Genomic DNA, 17,932 nt, shown 5'->3' with positions numbered 1-17,932 from the left:
GGGTAGAGTCGGTTTCCAAACGACTGCACGCATCGCTGATCGGCCCGGTAACGCATGACCTGCATCGAAGGATGCTGTTGCCGTTACATGCAGCAAAGCCGTTCCCGATCGACAGTCATGCGTTACCGCATCTGGCCGGCACCACGTGCAGTCGTTTGGGAACCGACTCTACCGGTGGCCGCACAACGCGTCGTGCGTCCTGCCGACGTTACGGTGCGAACTGCAGGCGGGTCCACACGCCGTAATGGTCCGACGCCCAGCGCCCTTCGGCGTAGGGCTGGTCGAACAGCAGCTTCGCTTCGCGGGCCAGCAGCCTGTCCTGCTGGAAGAAGATGTGGTCGATGCGCGACGGCGCATCGTAGTAGTGCCGGTTCAACGTACTGATCTCCGCCAGTTCGTTGTTCACGTGCACGCTTCCGTAGCTGTCGCCGTAGCGCTGGCGCAGCGCACTCAGATCGCCTGCATCCACCAGCGCATTGAAATCTCCCGCAATCACCACAGGTGCATCACCTGCGGTGCCTGCGATGAACTTCAACATATCCGCCACCTGCTCGCCGCGGATGCGACTGCCGGTCTCATCCGAACGCTCGTTGAGATGGGTGGCGTAGACGTTCACCGCCTGCCCGTCCACGTCGATGCGCAGGTGTGCGACGGTGCGGTAATCGGTGAGCGGTGCCAACAGCCGCTCACCGCGCGCCAGCACCGGCCGCCGGGTCAGCAGCGCATTGCCATACCGCTTGAAGCGCCCCGGCGGATCTGTGGAAACAAACTGGTAGTCATAGCCGAGCCTGCGCGCGAGCCAAGCGGCCTGGTTGCGCACATGCGGCTTCTGGATCACTTCCTGCAGCGCGATCGCGTCGGGTTGCAACGCCTGCAGCTCGCGCAGGATCACCTGGCGTCGCTGCGGCCAGTCTTCGCGGTCATGGTGCAGGTTGAAGGTGACCATGCTCATGCCCTTCTCCACCGGCGCTGCCGCGCGCGCCGGCAGCGCCGCCAGCGCGCAGGCCAGCAGCACGCCGAGCATGCCGGGGCGCAGCACCGCCGCGGTCACGGCGCCTTGCGTTCGGCGCGCCGCACCGAGGCCGGGATCTGCACCTCCACCCTGGCCGGCACCTGGGTGATGCGCAGCTCGCCGTTGAGCCACTGCGCCGGCTCGCCGTTGATGGTGGCATCCCCCGGTTCGCCGCTGAACGGCCACGGCAGGATCACCCCGCCCTGCGGTACCAGCAGCCCGGAGGCGATCTGCAGCGTGAGCTGCCTGTCGCTGCGGGCCAGCGTGTAGCTGAGCTGTCCGTTCGGGGTGCGCAACCCCTTCACCCCGACCCCGGCGCCATCCAGCCAGCGGCTGGGCACGCCGGCGGCCAGCACCAGGCTGTCATCCACGTCGCGGTTGTAGGCGAACATGTCCAGCGCCGAGCGCACGAAGTCCGACGCCACCCAGGCATGCGGCAGATCGCCGACGAAGAACGGCTTGCGCGGCGTGTGCGAGACCACTTCGGCCCACTGGTTCCAGGCCTGCGGCGCGCGGTCCCTGAAGAAGAACTCGGTGGCCTGCCAGGCGCGGTCGCGCCAGCCCAGGCGCACGAACGCGGCGACGTTGCGCCATTCGTACGGGGTGTAATCCTTCCACTCGCGCTTGCCGTCGCGGCGCTCCTCGAACTGCTTCCAGTAGCGCTCGAAGGTATTGTCCAGATACGGTTGCGGCAACCGTCCCTGCTCGCCGGCCGGAGCCAGTGCGATGGTGGTGGAGGTCGCATCGAAATCGCCCATCTCGGCCGAACCGGGCAGGAAATCAATCTTGTGCAGGGCCGTGGCCGCCAACAGCGAGGCCTGCAGGTCGCCACGGAACTGGTCGCGCGATTCGGCGATCTGCATCGCCTCCATCTTGCCCAGCGTGCTGGCAATGATCGCCGCATCCTTGTAGCCGCGCAGGGCCCAGAAGTTGTCCCAGTACGAGTGCATCGGCTTGGCCGAATAGCCTTCGTGGCTGATCGAGACCGGCATCATCCCGTAGAAGGCCGGATTGCGCGCGCGGTTTTCCTCGGTGCGCTCGCTCAGGCGCAGCTGCTCCATGTACTGATAGGCCCCCTGTACGTGCGGCCACATCAGTTCCAGGAAGGTGCTGTCACCGGTGTAGCGCCAGTACTCGGCGATGTTGAAGATCAGCTCGCCATGGCTGTCGTTCTCCGGCACCGGGTCGGCGCCGCGCGCGTCCACGCAGCAGGGAACCTTGCCATTGTCGAACTGGTATGGCGCGTACCAGTTCACATACTCACGCACCGCGTCGCTGCGGCCCATGCGCAACAGGCCTTCGGAAATCATCGCGCCATCGCGGATCCAGCTGCGCGAATATGATCGCGTGCCCGGCTGCAGGCTCGGCCCGATCCGGGAAATGAGCATGTGCGCCAGTGCGGTACGCAGCGTATCGGCCAGCGGCTTGCCGGCGGCCGGCACCTGCAGCGCCACCTGGTCCAGCTTGGTGCGCCACATCGAGGCCACCTGCTGCTGGGCCTTGTTGGCGTCGAAGTCCTTCGGCGTGGTCCACGCGCCGGTCTGCGGCAGCACGATGGCCACCTCCCTGCTCTGGCCCGGCTCCAGCCGCCAGCGGTAGAGCAGCGCGCCCGAGGCCAGCCCGGTAGCATCGCGCACTTCGGTGGCAGCGGGCAGGCTGCCGCTGGCCAGGTGGGTGACCTCCAGCTTGCCGTCGAAGGGGCTGGCGAACGCCGCGTCCGGCGCCTGCACCGGGTACACCCGCGGCGTGCCATTGACGTCGACGTGGCCAGGCTCGAAATCCAGCGTGTCGATACGGCTGACCCCGCCCACCGTGTTGAGGAACTGACGCGGCGGGTTCACCTGCCACGGCCGCACCGCCAGCGCCAGGGTGTAATCGTGCGCCACCTTGTCCGGGTTGTGCAGCGTGTAACGGCCCACCAGCTGCGCCTTGGCAGGGTTGCCCTGGACGAAGCCGGTTACCTTCAAGGCAGCCTTGGGGTGGGCCCAGTCGACGCTGGCGATCGGCAGGTAGTCGTCCTGCAGCGACTGCTTCGCTTCGACGTCAGCCCAGCTGAGCACCTTCTTGTCGACCACCACGAACGGTTCAACGCTGAAGCTGGCTTTGGCCACTTCCAGCGCACCGTCTTCGCCGATCAGGGCCTGCTCGCGGCCGCCGTCCAGGCCCAGCAGCGTCCAGTACGGCTGCTCGCCGCTGAAGCCACGCGGTACGAAGCCGCGGGTCAGGTCGGCACCGACCGACTCAACGAATTCATTCGGCGTGCCTGCAAAATCCAGCGGCTTGATCGCGATATCGCGGATGCCGTAGCGCCAGCTGCTGCCGTTCTTCAGGTCAAAGCGCAGGTAGCGCGCCTCGGTATCCGGCAGTGCCAACCAGTCGCGGTCACCGCCACCACCGGCGGTGATTTCGCGCAGGGTACGCCAGTCCCGGCCATCGGCCGAGGCACGCACCACGTAGCGGGTAGCTTCCAGGCCGGGCACCCACTGGATCACCGCACCACCAAACTCGCGCACGCTGTGCAGGTCCAGGCTGATGGTCTGGTCGGGCACGCCACCGCTGATCCACACCGTGTCCGGCTTGCCATCGGCAATACGGCTCTGCAGCGCGGGGGCGGTATCGGCGATTACCGACGGCGCCAGCGCCGAGGTATCGGCCGGCGGCAGCGCCTGCAGTGTGAGACGGTCGAAGCAGACCGTGCCGCGCCCGCCGACCTTGCTGTAGATGGTGAACTCCACTGCCGCGCTCTTACGCAGGGTCTTGTCCGGGTCCGGGCCCCAGGCCTTTTCGATCTGGCGCTGGCGGTACTGCACCGGCGTCCAGGTCTTGGGGAAGGCGTAACCGGGGCGGTTGACCCACCACACGTTGTCGCCGCCGGCATCGATCAGCTTGAACTGCAGATCGTTGCCGGGCGAATCACCGCGCAGCTGGAACCCGACCTGGTAATTGTCCGGCCAGGTGATGGGCAGTTCGCGGCGGATCGCCACATAGCCGGAGACCTCGTGGAAGTCATAGTCCACGCACAGCGCGCGGCCACCATTGGCGCCGGCCACGCTGCGCAGCGAACCGCTGACCTGGTCGGACACCACCAGTTTCCAGGGCGCCATGTCGTCGAAGCTGTCCAGGACCTTGGGCGCCGCCGGCACTGCCGGGGGCGCGGCAGGCGCCGCCATCGACCACACCAGACCCAGACCCAGAACCCCCGCGACGACGGCACGCTTCACCCTTTCACACTCCCCAGCAGCAGACCTTGGATGTAGTAGCGCTGCAGCACCAGGAACAGTGCCAGCACCGGGACCACCGTGACCACCGCACCGGCCATCATCATTTCAACGTCCATGATGTGTTCGCGCGACAATGTGGCCAGGGCAACCGGAAGAGTGTAGTGCTCCTGGTCGGTCAGCACGATCAACGGCCACATGAAATCGTTCCAGGCGCCCATGAAGGTGAAGATGGACAGGGTGACCAGCACCGGCTTGAGCATCGGCAGCACGATCTGGAAGAAGATGCGCAGCTCCCCTGCCCCGTCAATCCGGGCCGCTTCCAGCAGTTCATCGGGAATCGAACGCGCGTACTGGCGCACCAGGAAGATGCCGAACACGCTGGCCAGTGCCGGCACGATCACCCCGCCGAAGCTGTTGACCAGGCCCAGCTGCTTCATCAGCAGGAACAGCGGCAGCATGGCCACCTGCGCGGGGATCACCAGTGCGGCCAGCAGCACCTGGAAGATGCGTTCACGGCCGACGAAGCGCAACTTGGCGAACGCATAGCCGGCCATGGTGTTGAGCAGCAGCGAGCCCAGCGTGATCGCCAGCGACACAAACAGGCTGTTGACGAAGTTGTTGGCCATACCGGTACGGGCAAACAGTTCGTGGTAGTTGTGGGTCGTCACCGACGACGGCAGCAGCGGCGGCGGGAAATGCGCCGCCTCGCCGGTCGGCATGAACGACACCGACAGCATCCACAGCAGCGGCGCCAGGCTCACGGCGGCCAGCACCAGCAGCCCACCGTTCACCCACCACGCATGCCAGCGCGACTGGCCAATCTCACGACTCATACCAACTGCCTCTTGCGGCCGAAACGCAGCATCAGGCTGGTTACCGCCAGGATGATCAGGAACAGCAGGAACGCCACGGCCGACGCGCGGCCCAGGTTCCACCACTTGAAGCCTTCCTCGAACATGAAATACAGCACGCTCACGGTGCTCTGCAGCGGGTCGCCGCGGGTCATCACGTAGGGTTCGGCGAACAGCTGGAAGTAGCCGGACACGGTGATCACGCCCACTACCAGCAGCACCGGGCCGAGCATCGGCAGGGTGATGTGCAGGAACTGCTTCCAGCGCGATGCGCCATCGATGCGCGCCGCCTCGTACAGGTCGTGCGGGATTGCCTGCAGGCCGGCCAGGAAGATCACCATGTTGTAGCCGAAGTTCTTCCACACCGCGAACAGCATGATGGTGGGCATGGCCCAGTTCGGGTCGCCCAGCCAGTCGATCGGGCTGATCCCCAGATGGCCCAGCCCGTAGTTGACCAGTCCGTAGCTGGTATGGAACAGGTAGCGCCAGATCACCGCTACCGCCACCAGCGTGGTCACCACCGGGGCAAACAGCGCGGTGCGGAACAGCGCCTTGAAGCGTGCGGCCGGGGCATTGAGCAGCATCGCTGCGCCCAGCGACACGCCAATCGACATCGGCACGCCGACCACCACGAAATACGTGGTGTTCCACAGCGACTTCCAGAACATCGGGGTCTGCAGCAGGTCGATGTAGTTGCCCAGGCCGACGAAGCGCAGATTGCCGCCATCGGCGAGCGCGTACAGGTCGAAGTCGGTGATGCTCAGCGCCAGCGCCGAGAACACCGGCAGGCCGAAGAACACACCGATCACCAGCAGCGAGGGGCCGGCGAAGATCCAGCCGGCAAGCGAGCGCTGCTTCATGGCAGCACCTCCGGCGCGGCGCCCTGTTCGGCCTGGGTACGCTGCTCATGCATCCAGCGGCGCTTGGCCAGCACCTTGTCCACGCGGTCATCCAATCGATTCACGGCTACATCCTGATCCAGTCCACCGCGCACCACCTGCTCGGTGACGATGCGCATCTCCTGCACGATACGTTCCCACTCCAGCACCTTCGGGGTCGGCCGCACCCGCTCGAGCTGGTCGCGGAACGGCTGCGCCAGCGGGTCGTTGGCCAGGGACGGGTGTTCCCAGGTGCTGCGCCGCGGCGGCAGGTCACCGATGATGGAATGGAAGCGCTGCTGGATGTCCGGGCGCGACAGGAACTCGATCAGCTTCCACGACGCTTCCTTCTGCTGCGAGCCGCGGAAGATCACCAGGCTGGTGCCGCCGGCGATCCCGGCGCCCGGGCCATCCGGGCCCGGCAGTGCGGCGGTGCCCCACTTGCCTTCCAGTTCCTTGGGCTGCAGCTTCTTGAACTCGCGGATGTTCCAGGGGCCGGACAGGTAGAACACGTTGAAGCCCTTGAAGAATTCATCCCACACGTTGGAGATCTGGGTTTCGGACATGCGCGGCGCCCAGCCCTGGGCGAACATGTTTTCGTAGAACGCCAGCGTGCGGCGGAAGCCGGGGCTGCGGAAGTTGCCCCGGGTATCGTGGTCGCGCAGCAGCGGGTCGGGTTGCTGCAGGGCGAAGGACAGCTGCTGCTCGAACTCATTGATCGGCATCAGCACCGCGTAGCGGTCCGGACCCTGCATTTTCTTGATCGCCGCCATCATGGTGTTCCACTCGTCCCAGGTGCGCGGCGGGTGGTCGAAACCGGCCTTGGCCAGCAGGTCCTTGCGGTAGTACAGCAGGCGCGTATCGACGTACCACGGCACCCCGACCAGCTCGCCGTTGATGACGTTGGTATCCCAGATGCCCTGGAAGTAATCGGCCGGGTCCACGACCTTCGATCTGGCCACGAACGGCGCCAGTGGAGTCAGCGTGTTGAGTTCGGCGAACTCGGGAATCCAGGTGTTGCCCAGCTGGCACACGTCCGGCAGCCCATCGGCGGCGAACGCGGTAAGCAGCTTTTCATGCGCGGCCGTCCACGGGATGTTCTGCACATCGACGTGGATGCCAGGATTGTCCGCTTCGAATTCGCGGATCAGTTCGCTGACGACTTCCGCTTCGCGGCCCATCGCCCAGAAACGCACGGTCACCCCTTCCGGTTCCTTCCGGCAGGCACTCAACAACAGGCTGCCGGCAACCAGCAGCAGAACACTCACCCACAGCTTGGGGCGCGACGACAATGGCACTGCTTACTTCCCCTGGGGCTGGTTGCGGTTCGAATTGGAATTGTTCTTCTGTTCCTGCGCGGCGGCCGCGCGGGATTCGGCGATGCCCATCGAGCGGGCCGAGGCGGCCTTCTCGTCCTTCTCCAGCACCATCGGCTGGTCTTCGCCTTCGGGGGTGAGCCAGCCGCCGCTGAACCCGGCGCGCTCCAGGCCGCGGCGGATGTGCGGGTTCTTCTTCATCGTTTCCCACACGAAATCGTTTCGGTAATTGGCGATCATGGTGAGGATCGGCCCCTGGTCGATGCCGATGTAGTCACTGGCCACCCAGCCGCGGTCGGGCACGATACGCCCGGTCTTGAGCGGAATGTCGAAGTTGAAGCTGGGGTTGAACGAATCCAGGAAGCCGTAGCTGGAATACAGGTAATCGCCGTAGCGCTTGTGCATTTCCAGCGTGGCCGGAATGACTTCCTCGGGCGCGAACACCACCGAGGCGATCGCCGCGGTCGGGGCAATGGTGCCGTCGTCGAAGTTCTCGCGCAGGCCGGCGCCGCGCGAGGAATAGTGCCGGAACTGGCGCTGCTCGCCACGGAATTCCTGCGTGGTGTTCTGCGGGCCATCGCTGGCGGTGAGGCCCCACACGTTTTCGCCATACTCCTTCCACTGTGCCGGGTTGGCGATGGCGTATTCGCGCTGGGCCAGCGCGGCCGAACGGCTGTTGAGGAAGTAGGTGCTGCCGCGCTCGCGCATGTACGCATCCTGGATGTCGCGGAAGTCGATCCAGACGTGGGTGTACTGGTGGCCGAACAGCGGGCCGAAGGACAGGTATTCCTGGCCCTGGAACACGCCCCAGTCGTTGTCGTAGGTGCGCGTCCACACCGTCCACGCATCCGGGCTCACCGGGTGGGTGGGCGAACCGAGCGCCAGGATGTAAACCATCATCGCCTCGTTGTAGCCCATCCAGTCGTGGTCGATGAAGCCGCTTTCGGGGAACCAGCCCATCGAGATCAGCGGCGCGCGCTGCTGCAGCCACGGCCAGTCCACGCGCTTGTACAGCGTATCGGCGATGGCGCGGATCTCTTTTTCGCGCGAATCATCGCCGGTGTAATAGGACTGGGCGAACAGCACGCCCATCATCAGCAGTGCGGTGTCCACGCTCGACAGTTCCACCCAGCTGTCATAGCGGTGGCCCTGCTGCATGTCCAGGAAGTGGTAGTAGAACCCCTTGTAGCCGCCCTTGCCGGTGCGCTGCGGGCCCATCGGCATGTCGCGGAAGAACTTCAGCGTGGTCAGCGTGCGGTCCACGGCCTGGGTGCGGCTGACCCAGCCGTTCTCCACGCCGATCGGATAGGCGGTCAGCGCGTAGCCCACCGAGGCGATACTGGCGAACGGGCGCGACGGATAACGATCCGGGCTGAGCCCGTTCACTTCATTGGTCGTGTCCCAGAAGAACTGGAACGTGCGGCGTTCGATATCGTCGAACAGCGGAGGCAGTTCTGGTTTCATCGGGCGCGGGGGAACGTCGGCCTCTACGAGGATGACCGGCGGCTTGGGTTTGGCCGGCGTTTCCTGCGCCTGCGGCTTGCAGCCGACCACGGCTGCCGCCATTACTGCCAGCGCCAATACGCGGGGTACCTTCATCGTGCCAACCCTCCGGAATCTGGAAATCCAGGCCAGCATAACGGGCCTTGGAGTGAAATCGTTTACAGCTGGGGTTCATTAAAAGCCGGTTCTCCCCAGCACGCGTGACACGCATGGCGTGTCACTACGCGGCTGGGGGACCGGCCTTCATTCACATCAGAAGCGGAAGCCCACTTCTGCCTTCACCTGGCGCGGCGTACCGACGATATCGCCGGTCTCGTTGTAGCTGGCCAGCAGCTTGCCGTTGGACTTGGTGTAGTTGTAGTTGGAGAAGTTGTCGAAGTTGAACACGTTGATGATGTCGATACGCGCATACAGCTCGGTGTCGCCCGGCATCTTGAACGTCTTGGTCGCCTGCAGGTCCACCGAACGGTAGCCCCAGATCTTGCCCCCCACCAGGAAGCGGCCGTTGCCGTCCGGCACGGCGGCGCCCGGGGTCGGCAGGTCGAAGCCGGTGGACTGCTGCACCGGGTACCAGTCGTTCACCGCGGTCGGGGTGGCCAGGGTGATCTTGCCGCCGAAGGTGATGTCCCAGAAGCCCGCGTACGAACCGGTCAGCACGATGCGGTGGCGCGGTGCACCGTTGGAACGGATGGTCGGGTAGTCCTCGATCAGGCCGCGGTCAAAGGCGTAGTGCTCGTTGATGTCGCGGTTGTGGCGGGCCGTGGTCCAGGTGTAGGCGATGGAGGTACCCCAGCCGCTTTCCTTGGTGAACGGCTTCTGCGCCGACAGCAGCACCTGCGTGGCACGGGTCTTGATGCCCTGCTGGCCGATGATCAGGCTGCCGAAGCCCGGGATGTTGCAGCTCCATGCCTGGCTCAGGCCCGGCTCGGTGCCGCCGCACAGGCGCGGGTCATCGAAGAACTGGCCGGTCGGGTAACGGTTGCCCAGGGTGAAGGCGAAGCCGTCATAGGTCAGCGTGCGGGCGATGGTGGCGTCGGTCAGCCAGTCGCCGATCTGGTTGGACATGCCCAGGCTGAACTGGTCGGCGTACGGGGCCTTCAGGTTGTTGTTGAGCAGGTCCACTTCCAGGCCGGCATTGCTGGTGGAGCCCACCAGGGCCTGCAGGTTTTCGATGCCGTTGAGCAGGTTCGGATCCCAGTCGTAGCAGGCGGCCTGGCCATTGAGGCAGGCGCCGGTGCCCGGGTTGCGGAAGTAGATGGTCGGCTGCGGCAGGGCCAGCTTGGTGGTTTCCAGCTGCAGGTAGTCGAACAGGTCGCGGTCGTAGGAACGGCCGGCACCGCCGTGGATCACGTGCTGCTCGTCGGCATTGATGTCATACGAGAAGCCAAGGCGCGGCTGCCAGGCATTCTTGAACGCCTTGCGGTTGTGGCCGTTGCTGATGTAGTCGTTGATGTTCAACCCGCTGGCAGCCAGCGAATCGGCATAGGTCTGGCCGGCGGGGCCGCGCGGATCCTGGCTGTAGATCGCCGCCACCACTTCCGGCGGGGTCACGAAGTCCAGGTAGCTCGGGTTCTTTTCGTAATCCCAACGCAGGCCGAGGTTCAGCTGCAGGTGGTCGTTGACCTGCCAGTCGTCCTGGATGAACAGACCGATCTGCTTGACCTTCGAGCGCACTTCACCGGTCACGCCGGAAACACCCGTCACCGGCTTGACGAACTGGGCCTTGTACGGGATGTCGGACGGGAAGTCCGGATCGCCCAGGGTGTAGGTGAACTGCGGGTTTATCTCCTGCGCGTCGGACGCGTACAGGTCGATTTCCTTGTACTTCGCACCCATCTTGATGGTGTGGTCGCCGGCCCATTCGATGCCGTCCAGGGTCAGGTTGTCTTCGATAGACCAGCCCTTCTGCCCCTTCACCTGCGAATCCAGCGCCGAGGCGCCGCCGATCTGCACCAGGGTGCGGTCGTCGGTGCCGTCCGGCGCGGTGTACACGTAGCCGTTGCCGATGGTCAGCGGCACCGGGTTGTTGAACGAATCTTCGTGGGTGAGCATCAGTTCGTTGTAGAACCGCTCACCGCTGTGGTTCCAGCGCAGGGCGTAACGACGGTCGGTGTTCTCGGTTTCCTTGCCGTGCGACGGCGCGGTCTGCCCACTGAACTGCTGCTGGGTTTCGTCGCGGTCCTGGAAGGTCAGCTCGATGCGATCATTGTCGGTCGGCTCCACATCGATCTTGGCGAAGATCAGGTCCTGCTGGAACGGCTGGCTGGCCGGGCCCAGCTGGGCGGCCGCATCGGCCGGCAGCAGGCCGACCCGGTTGGTCACCGAGCCTTCCGGGGCGATGGTGACCGGCAGGTCGAAGCGCTTGGCTTCGTAGGTCACGAAGAAATGTGCCTTGTCCTGGACGATCGGGCCGCCCAGGGCGAAGCCGTACTCCTTCTCGGCCGAAACTTCCTTGGTCTTGCCTTCCTGGCGCTCGGCCGGGGTCTTGGCGCGCATGTCTTCGTCGGTGTAGCGGTAGAACGCTTCACCCTTGAATTCGTTGGTGCCCGACTTGGTCGCGGCGGTCACTGCGGCGCTGGAGACCTGGCCGTATTCGGCCTTGTAGTTGCCGCTGATGACCTTGTATTCGCCAATGGCCAGCTGCGGGAACGGGTTGCCGGCGCTGCCGGACTGGCCGGCCACGCCGCCGCCCTTGACGTAGCTCTTCTGGCCCACGCCGTCGATGTAGACGTTGGTGCCATCGGCATTGGTGGCACCGCCGCGCAGCGAGGTGTTGCCCTTGGCGTCGCGGGTGAAGATCATGCCCGGCACCGCGTCGGCGAACTCCAGGAAGTTGCGCGACACCTGCGGGGTGGTCTGGATCTGCTGCAGGCTCACCGTCTTGCCCACTTCGGAGGTTCGCACTTCCTGCAGCAGCGTCGGCGCGATCACGTTGACGGTGTCGAGGTTGGTGGCGTTGGCGGTGCTGCCGTTGGCCGGGGCGCCGCTGAAGTTCAGCGTCGCGGTCGAGGCGACGGTCACGGTCACCTTCTGGGTCTGGCCATTGGCCACCACGTCATAGGTGCCCGGATCCAGGCCCATCAGCGAATAGCTGCCATCGGCGCGCGTGGTGGCGCGGCGCACGCTGCCACTGGCGACATTGGTCGCGGTGACTTCGGTGCCGGCCCCGGCCTCGGCGACCTGGCCGCGCAGCGAAGACGTGGCCGACTGGGCCATCAGGGAAGGCGCAGCACCCAGCAACAGGCAGCTGACCAGTGCGCTCGACAGCAGGCGGCGGGCCGGCATGCGGGTGCGGTGATTGGAATACGTCATGTAAATCTCCGGGTGGTGGAAGCCGTCATTGCGGCCGCCTGTCTTTTTTCTGGTTACGTGAATCAGCGATACCGCGTTCCGAACATCCAACGTGTCACGACCAACGGTCGTGACCTACCGCGTTCCGACCTTCGGTCGGAACGCTGGAATCACGCACGATCAGGCGCGGTACAAGGGTCTGCTTGTCACCGGCCGTTTCCGTGTTGTTGCCATCCATCAACTGCAACAGACGCGTCGCCGCCTTATCGCCAAGCTCGGCGATACTCACCTGCATCGTTGTCAACGACGGGTGAACGAAACGCGCCAGCGGGATGTCATCGAAGCCTGCCAGCGCCACGTCGGCAGGCACGCGTACGCCAGCCTGCGCGAAGGCATACAGGCACCCGAGCGCCATCATGTCGTTGGCCGCGAACACCGCATCCGGCAATGCACCGGCGGCCAGCAGCTCCTGCCCGGCGCGGTGGCCGGACGCTTCATCGAAGTCGCCGGGCAGCTCGATCCCGTCGGCGGCAGTGCCGAACGCCGCCAGCGCATCGCGGAACCCGCGCAGGCGCTCGCGCGCATCGAAATTCAGCTCGGGGCCCCCGATGAACGCGATACGCCGGTGGCCGGCATCCAGCAGATGCCGGGTCATCGCCATCGCTCCGGCATGGTCATCGATGCTCAGCACCGGATGATCCTGCTCGGGCAGATAGGTATTGATGAGCACCGTGGGCAGCGACTGCGGCAGGTTGTCGGTCAGGAAGCCGGGGCTCTCCGCATACGGGGACAGCACCAGCAGCCCATCGACCCGGCCGCGCATGGCCCGCAGGGCCGCGCCCTGCTGCTCCTGGTCGCCGTGGTAGCTGGACACCAGCAGGTGCTGGCGGCGTGCGCGCGCCACCCCGTCGATGCCGCGCATCAATTCGGAGAAGAATTCGCCGTAGAGGTCGGGCAACACCACACCAATGGTGTTGGTACGCCGGCTGCTCAGGCTGCGCGCCGCCGCATGCGGGGTGTAGCGCAGGCGTGCGGCCACCTCCAGCACCAGCTTGCGCACCGGTTCGGCGACGTTTTCATGGCCGTTGAGGGCACGCGATACCGTCGCCACAGAGACGCGGGCTTCGCGGGCTACATCTTTGATTGTGATGGCTGCCTTGTTCACCTCGCCGCCCTCCACGGCTTAGAGATCTGGGCTTGGCGCGGAATGTAAGCGTTTTCAAACCCAGATGTAAACACTGCGTTAGGCAAATGTCGCACGGCGGTAACCTCGGGATGTCCTGGATAGGTCGGCCCGGGACTCACCGGGACAAGGCGGGACAAGCGTTTCAGCCCTTTTTTGACGGTGCTTCGGCACGAATGGACAGCGCGTGGATATCGGTCTCCATCAGCGTGCCCAAGGCGTTGTAAACCGCGCGATGGCGCGCAAGGGGCAGCTTGCCGTCGAAGGCGGCGCTGACCACGTGCACATTGAAGTGCCCGCGCCCATCGCGCGCGCCCTCATGGCCGGCATGGCGGTGGCTGTCGTCCTCCACCTCCAGCAGTTCCGGATCGAACGCAGCCTGCAGGGCCGCCCGGATCAGCTCGACCCGGCTCATGGCAGGACCTTGCGGAACGGGCGGACCTCGGTGCGCACATAGACGCCCGCATCCACGTAGGGATCGGCCGCCGCCCAGTCCTGGGCCTCGGTGAGCGAATCAAACGCGGCAATCACCACGCTGCCGCTGAAGCCGGCCGGGCCCGGGTCTTCACTGTCGATGGCCGGGCACGGGCCGGCCAGCAGCAGCCGCCCTTCGTCGCACAGGGCCTGCAGGCGGGCCAGATGGGCCGGCCGGGCCGACAGGCGGGCGGCCAGCACATCGGTGCCGTCATAGCCTTCAATCACATACCACACGGGCAACTCCTGGGGTTCAGCTAAACAAACGCCGCGATTCTAGCCCGCCTCGCTGGACACTGCCGTTGTGAAGCCGTACTCTTGACCACATTGCACGTGGCTGGACGCAGCAACCCTGTGGCTACAGGGCCCCACTGCCCCACACCAGCACACGTAGACGACCTCCCGTAGTTCTGTCGCTGCATCTGAGCAGCGCGTCCTGCTGCTGTTTGAAATGTCATGGCTAGCGATCCTGCCGCCCGGGTTGTCCGGTTGCGGGCCAGGCGCAGCAAACTGGTCCGTTGCAATACCGACGTCAATCTTGATGACCTCCGAACTCGCGCTCGACGCGAACCCGCAAATCCGGCCGACCGCCCCTCAGCAGCAGGAAATGCCGCTGGCCGTGGTGCATGGGCAACCGGTGCTGCAGATTCCGCAGGACCTGTACATCCCACCGGATGCGCTGGAAGTCATCCTGGATGCGTTCGAAGGTCCGTTGGACCTGCTGCTGTACCTGATCCGCCGGCAGAACCTGGATATCCTGGATATTCCGGTGGCCGAGATCACCCGCCAGTACGTCGAATACATCAACGTCATGCAGGAGCTGCGCTTCGAACTGGCGGCCGAATACCTGGTGATGGCGGCGATCCTGGCCGAAGTGAAGTCGCGGATGCTGCTGCCGCGGCCGCCCAGCGTGGAGGGCGAGGAAGCCGACCCGCGTGCGGAGCTGGTGCGCCGGCTGCAGGAGTACGAACGTTTCAAGCAGGCTGCCGAAGACATCGACGCCCTGCCCCGCCAGGATCGCGACACCAGCCTGGCCCATGCCTTCGTGCCCGACCGCGCGGCGATCAAGCTGCCGCCGCCGGTGGACCTGAAGGAGATGCTGATGGCACTGCACGACGTGCTCAAGCGCGCCGAGCTGTTCACCGGCCATGCGATCAAACGCGAGGCCCTGAGTGTCCGCCAGCGCATGGGCGATGTGCTGGGCCGTCTGGAAGACGGCAGGTTCTACCGCTTTGAAACGCTGTTCACCGCCGAAGAAGGCAAGCTTGGGGTGCTGGTCACCTTCCTGGCCCTGCTCGAACTGGCCAAGGAGCAGCTGCTGGACATCGTCCAGGACGCTCCGCTGGCGCCGATCTACGTCAAGTCCCTGGCCGCCGGCAATACCAACGAACCGCTGCAGTTCAACAGTGAGTTCGACGACAACGACGCCGCCAACGAATCCGACTGAGCACCCGACCCACGCATGGATCAACCGCTGATCAACCGTATTGTCGAAGGGGCGCTGCTGGCCTCCAGCCAGCCACTGACCCTGGCCCAGCTGCAGGGCCTGTTCCCGGAAGAGGAACCGGCCCCGCCGGGCAGCATCGAACGCGCGCTGGAACTGCTGCGCGAAGGCTGCGCCGACCGTGGCGTGGAGCTGGTCGAGGTCGCCTCCGGCTTCCGCTTCCAGGTCACCAACGAAGTCCATGGCTTCATTACCCGGCTGTGGACCGAACGCAAGACCCGCTACACCCGTGCCACCCTGGAAACGCTGGCGCTGATTGCCTACCGCCAGCCGATCACCCGCGGCGAGATCGAACAGGTCCGTGGCGTGGCGGTCAGCAGCAACATCATCCAGGCCCTGGAAGAGCGCGAATGGATCCGCGTGATCGGCCACCGTGACGTGCCCGGCAAACCGGCGCTGTTCGGTACCACCAAGGGCTTCCTGGACTATTTCGGGCTCAAGCGCCTGGACGAGCTGCCGCCGCTGTCCGAGCTGCGCGACCTGGGTGAACTGGAACCGCAGCTGCCGCTGGACAACGACGGCCAGCTGGCTGGCCGCATCACCGCAGGTGTATCGAACCCGGACGGCGAGGAAGGCACCGCTGACCCTGCAGAGGCAGGTGACGCACAACCGGAGCCGGAAACCATCCCGGAACCGGAATCCGGAGCGGAGCCCGAACAGGACCCGGCCACCGCCCGCTCCGCTGCCCGCGCCGCCTTGATGGCCGCACGACTGGCGGAACAGGACGCCGAGTCAGACAATAGCGATACCCCATCCCATGCGTCGCCGTCGCCCCCCGACGACGACGCGGATACGACTGCCAGCGATGGCGACCCCGATACCGCGCCGGGAACACGCGCGGGGTACCAGAACGAAACCGAAAACAACGCCGTCGCGAAGACGACCGTGGCTGTTGACGAAGCCGATCCCGAACCAGAGGCCGACGAAACCGTCGCCGGCCGGAGCCAAGTAAATGAGTGACACCCCCCGCAAGCTGTCGTTGAACAAGCTTTCGCTCAAGCGCGAGAACGAAACCGACCAGCCCAAGCTCGAAGAGCGCCTGCACAAGGTGCTGGCCCAGGCCGGCCTCGGTTCGCGCCGTGCGCTGGAACAGCGCATCGCCGACGGTCTGGTCAAGGTCAACGGCGAAGTCGCCCAGACCGGCCAGTCGATCAAGAGCGGCGACAAGGTTGAACTGGACGGCCGTGGCTTCGTCGCCACCGCGCTGACCGAAACCTCGCGCGTGCTGGCCTACAACAAGCCCGAAGGCGAAGTGACCACCCGCGAAGATCCCGAAGGCCGCCCGACCGTATTCGAGGCGCTTCCGGCCCTGAAGGGCGCACGCTGGATCGCGATCGGCCGCCTGGACATCAACACCACCGGCCTGCTGCTGGCGACCACCGACGGTGAGCTGGCCAACGCGATGATGCACCCCTCCTACGAGGTCGAGCGCGAATACGTCGTCCGCGTGCGGGCACCGGAAGGCGAAGAAAAGGTGCCCGACAGCATCGTCGACCGCCTCTCCCGTGGCGTGGCGCTGGAAGACGGCCCGGCCAGGTTCGACGAGATCGAACGCATCGGCGGCACCGATTCGCACGACTGGTTCCGCGTGGTCGTCAAGGAGGGCCGCAACCGCGAAGTGCGCCGCCTGTGGGAATCGCAGGGCTGCCAGGTCAGCCGCCTCAAGCGCACCCGCTACGGCAAGGTCTCGCTGCCACGTGAACTGCTGCGTGGCCAGTCGGTGGAACTGCCGGCCAAGCAGGTCGAAGCGCTGCGCGCCGAACTGAAGCTGGAAGAAGGCGCGCCGTCGGCGCTGACCCTGCAGCCGGTGATCGGCCAGCGCCGCGCCGCCAAGACCACCGTGCGCGTGTCGCGCGAAGGCGGCCGGGGCAACGCTTACGTCAACGGCCACAACCAGGCCGATGAGGGCCGCGAACTGCGTCGCTTCGACAATGTCCGCGAAGAGCGCGGCCGCGGTCGCGGCGGCAAGGGCGGCGGCTTCAAGGGTGGCCTGACGGTCACCGGTGAAGCGGCGGCCAAGCAGTCGCAGCGTCCGTTCAAGCAGCGCCCGGACAAGGGCAACCGCGCGCTTCCCGAAGGCAACCCGGCCGCGTTCCGCAGCTGGTACGTGCCCGATGGCGTGAGCACCGGCCCGAGCAACCACCGCAATGCCGGCCCGGGCGCAGCCCGTGGCCCGGGTGCGCGCGGCCCGGGTGCAGGCGCGGGTGGCCAGGGCCGTCCGTACGGCAAGCCGAAAGGCCCGGGCGGCGCCGGCGGCCAGGGTCGTGGCGCTTACGGTGAACAGGGTCGTGGCGGCTTCGGTGGCGAAGGTCGCGGCGAAGGCCGTGGCGGCTATGCGGGCCAGGGCCGTCCGGCCGGGGCCGGTGCGGGCAACCGCAGCGGCCAGGGCGCACAGCGCCACCCGTACGGTCATCCGGGCAATGCGCCGAGCTTCCCGTCCGACCACGCCAATCCGGGCGCCAGCCCGTATGGCACGCCCCGCCCGGCCGGCCGTCCTGGCGGTAACCGCGGTCCCGGTGGCAACCGTGGTCCGGGTGGCCCCGGCGCACGAGGCCCCGGCGGTCCCGGCGGCAACCGCGGCCCGGGCGGTCCCGGCGGTCGTCCCGGCGGCGCACGCCCGGGTGGCAGCCGCGGTCCGGGTGGCGGTGGCCCCCGGGGTGGCGGCCCGCGTGGCGGCTGATTGAACAGAAAAAACCCGG

13 protein-coding genes are annotated in these 17,932 nt (G+C 66.0%); 3 read left to right on the top strand and 10 right to left on the bottom strand.

Annotated elements, in window-relative coordinates; all coding sequences use genetic code 11:
• Positions 1–208: 208 nt before the first annotated feature.
• The 10 genes from ACTJI4_RS10440 to ACTJI4_RS10395 all read right to left on the bottom strand — a co-directional run bounded on the left by ACTJI4_RS10440 (position 209) and on the right by ACTJI4_RS10395 (position 13,966).
• Positions 209–1,024 carry an endonuclease/exonuclease/phosphatase family protein gene (locus ACTJI4_RS10440; RefSeq protein ID WP_440869426.1) on the bottom strand — a complete coding sequence of 272 codons (816 nt, stop codon included), beginning with the start codon at positions 1,022–1,024 and terminating at the stop codon, positions 209–211.
• A 23-nt stretch (positions 1,025–1,047) separates the two neighbouring features.
• Complete coding sequence (locus tag ACTJI4_RS10435) at positions 1,048–4,182, bottom strand: discoidin domain-containing protein (protein ID WP_440869309.1); 3,135 nt, start codon at positions 4,180–4,182, stop codon at positions 1,048–1,050.
• 47 nt (positions 4,183–4,229) lie between these two features.
• Positions 4,230–5,066 carry a carbohydrate ABC transporter permease gene (locus ACTJI4_RS10430; protein ID WP_339449054.1) on the bottom strand — a complete coding sequence of 279 codons (837 nt, stop codon included), beginning with the start codon at positions 5,064–5,066 and terminating at the stop codon, positions 4,230–4,232.
• Complete coding sequence (locus ACTJI4_RS10425; RefSeq protein ID WP_068853081.1) at positions 5,063–5,944, bottom strand: carbohydrate ABC transporter permease; 882 nt, start codon at positions 5,942–5,944, stop codon at positions 5,063–5,065. The genes ACTJI4_RS10430 and ACTJI4_RS10425 overlap by 4 nt, the downstream gene beginning before the upstream one ends.
• The gene (locus tag ACTJI4_RS10420; protein WP_440869425.1) at positions 5,941–7,236 is read right to left on the bottom strand and encodes a sugar ABC transporter substrate-binding protein; all 1,296 of its coding nucleotides are present in this window, start codon (positions 7,234–7,236) and stop codon (positions 5,941–5,943) included. The genes ACTJI4_RS10425 and ACTJI4_RS10420 overlap by 4 nt, the downstream gene beginning before the upstream one ends.
• A gap of 27 nt (positions 7,237–7,263) precedes the next feature.
• Positions 7,264–8,877 (bottom strand): glucoamylase family protein, encoded by a 1,614-nt coding sequence (locus ACTJI4_RS10415; RefSeq protein WP_392921408.1) that lies wholly within the window; start codon positions 8,875–8,877, stop codon positions 7,264–7,266.
• A 156-nt stretch (positions 8,878–9,033) separates the two neighbouring features.
• Positions 9,034–12,093, bottom strand: a complete 3,060-nt coding sequence (locus tag ACTJI4_RS10410; RefSeq protein ID WP_392921405.1) for a TonB-dependent receptor — start codon at positions 12,091–12,093, stop codon at positions 9,034–9,036.
• Between the two features lie 94 nt (positions 12,094–12,187).
• A complete protein-coding gene (locus ACTJI4_RS10405) occupies positions 12,188–13,252 on the bottom strand; it encodes a LacI family DNA-binding transcriptional regulator (protein WP_392921402.1) in 1,065 nt (354 codons plus the stop codon).
• A gap of 148 nt (positions 13,253–13,400) precedes the next feature.
• The gene (locus ACTJI4_RS10400) at positions 13,401–13,670 is read right to left on the bottom strand and encodes a BolA family protein (protein WP_392921399.1); all 270 of its coding nucleotides are present in this window, start codon (positions 13,668–13,670) and stop codon (positions 13,401–13,403) included.
• Positions 13,667–13,966, bottom strand: a complete 300-nt coding sequence (locus ACTJI4_RS10395) for a YciI family protein (RefSeq protein WP_392921396.1) — start codon at positions 13,964–13,966, stop codon at positions 13,667–13,669. The genes ACTJI4_RS10400 and ACTJI4_RS10395 overlap by 4 nt, the downstream gene beginning before the upstream one ends.
• 304 nt (positions 13,967–14,270) lie before the next feature.
• Between ACTJI4_RS10395 and ACTJI4_RS10390 the strand changes: the two genes are divergently transcribed.
• From ACTJI4_RS10390 to ACTJI4_RS10380, 3 genes are read left to right on the top strand one after another with little or no spacing between them, the layout of a single operon-like run.
• Entirely contained in the window at positions 14,271–15,176 is a 906-nt protein-coding gene (locus ACTJI4_RS10390) for a segregation and condensation protein A (protein ID WP_392921394.1), read from the top strand.
• A 15-nt stretch (positions 15,177–15,191) separates the two neighbouring features.
• The gene (scpB, locus tag ACTJI4_RS10385) at positions 15,192–16,193 is read left to right on the top strand and encodes an SMC-Scp complex subunit ScpB (protein ID WP_440869308.1); all 1,002 of its coding nucleotides are present in this window, start codon (positions 15,192–15,194) and stop codon (positions 16,191–16,193) included.
• Positions 16,186–17,913 carry a pseudouridine synthase gene (locus ACTJI4_RS10380; protein WP_440869307.1) on the top strand — a complete coding sequence of 576 codons (1,728 nt, stop codon included), beginning with the start codon at positions 16,186–16,188 and terminating at the stop codon, positions 17,911–17,913. The genes scpB and ACTJI4_RS10380 overlap by 8 nt, the downstream gene beginning before the upstream one ends.
• Positions 17,914–17,932: the final 19 nt, after the last annotated feature.

Origin of the sequence: Stenotrophomonas sp. 22385 (genome assembly GCF_052045085.1) — a bacterium.
GTDB lineage: Bacteria > Pseudomonadota > Gammaproteobacteria > Xanthomonadales > Xanthomonadaceae > Stenotrophomonas.
The sequence above is the reverse complement of the archived record's forward strand: the minus strand, read 5'-3'. Positions and strand labels throughout refer to the sequence as shown.

Coding starts and splice junctions, on each gene's coding strand:
- ACTJI4_RS10400 (WP_392921399.1), bottom strand. CDS start 13,670: ATGAGCCGGGTCGAGCTGATCCGGGCGGCCCTGCAGGCTGCGTTCGAT.
- ACTJI4_RS10415 (WP_392921408.1), bottom strand. CDS start 8,877: ATGAAGGTACCCCGCGTATTGGCGCTGGCAGTAATGGCGGCAGCCGTG.
- ACTJI4_RS10390 (WP_392921394.1), top strand. CDS start 14,271: ATGACCTCCGAACTCGCGCTCGACGCGAACCCGCAAATCCGGCCGACC.
- ACTJI4_RS10425 (WP_068853081.1), bottom strand. CDS start 5,944: ATGAAGCAGCGCTCGCTTGCCGGCTGGATCTTCGCCGGCCCCTCGCTG.
- scpB (WP_440869308.1), top strand. CDS start 15,192: ATGGATCAACCGCTGATCAACCGTATTGTCGAAGGGGCGCTGCTGGCC.
- ACTJI4_RS10440 (WP_440869426.1), bottom strand. CDS start 1,024: ATGCTCGGCGTGCTGCTGGCCTGCGCGCTGGCGGCGCTGCCGGCGCGC.
- ACTJI4_RS10435 (WP_440869309.1), bottom strand. CDS start 4,182: ATGGCGGCGCCTGCCGCGCCCCCGGCAGTGCCGGCGGCGCCCAAGGTC.
- ACTJI4_RS10430 (WP_339449054.1), bottom strand. CDS start 5,066: ATGAGTCGTGAGATTGGCCAGTCGCGCTGGCATGCGTGGTGGGTGAAC.
- ACTJI4_RS10380 (WP_440869307.1), top strand. CDS start 16,186: ATGAGTGACACCCCCCGCAAGCTGTCGTTGAACAAGCTTTCGCTCAAG.
- ACTJI4_RS10410 (WP_392921405.1), bottom strand. CDS start 12,093: ATGACGTATTCCAATCACCGCACCCGCATGCCGGCCCGCCGCCTGCTG.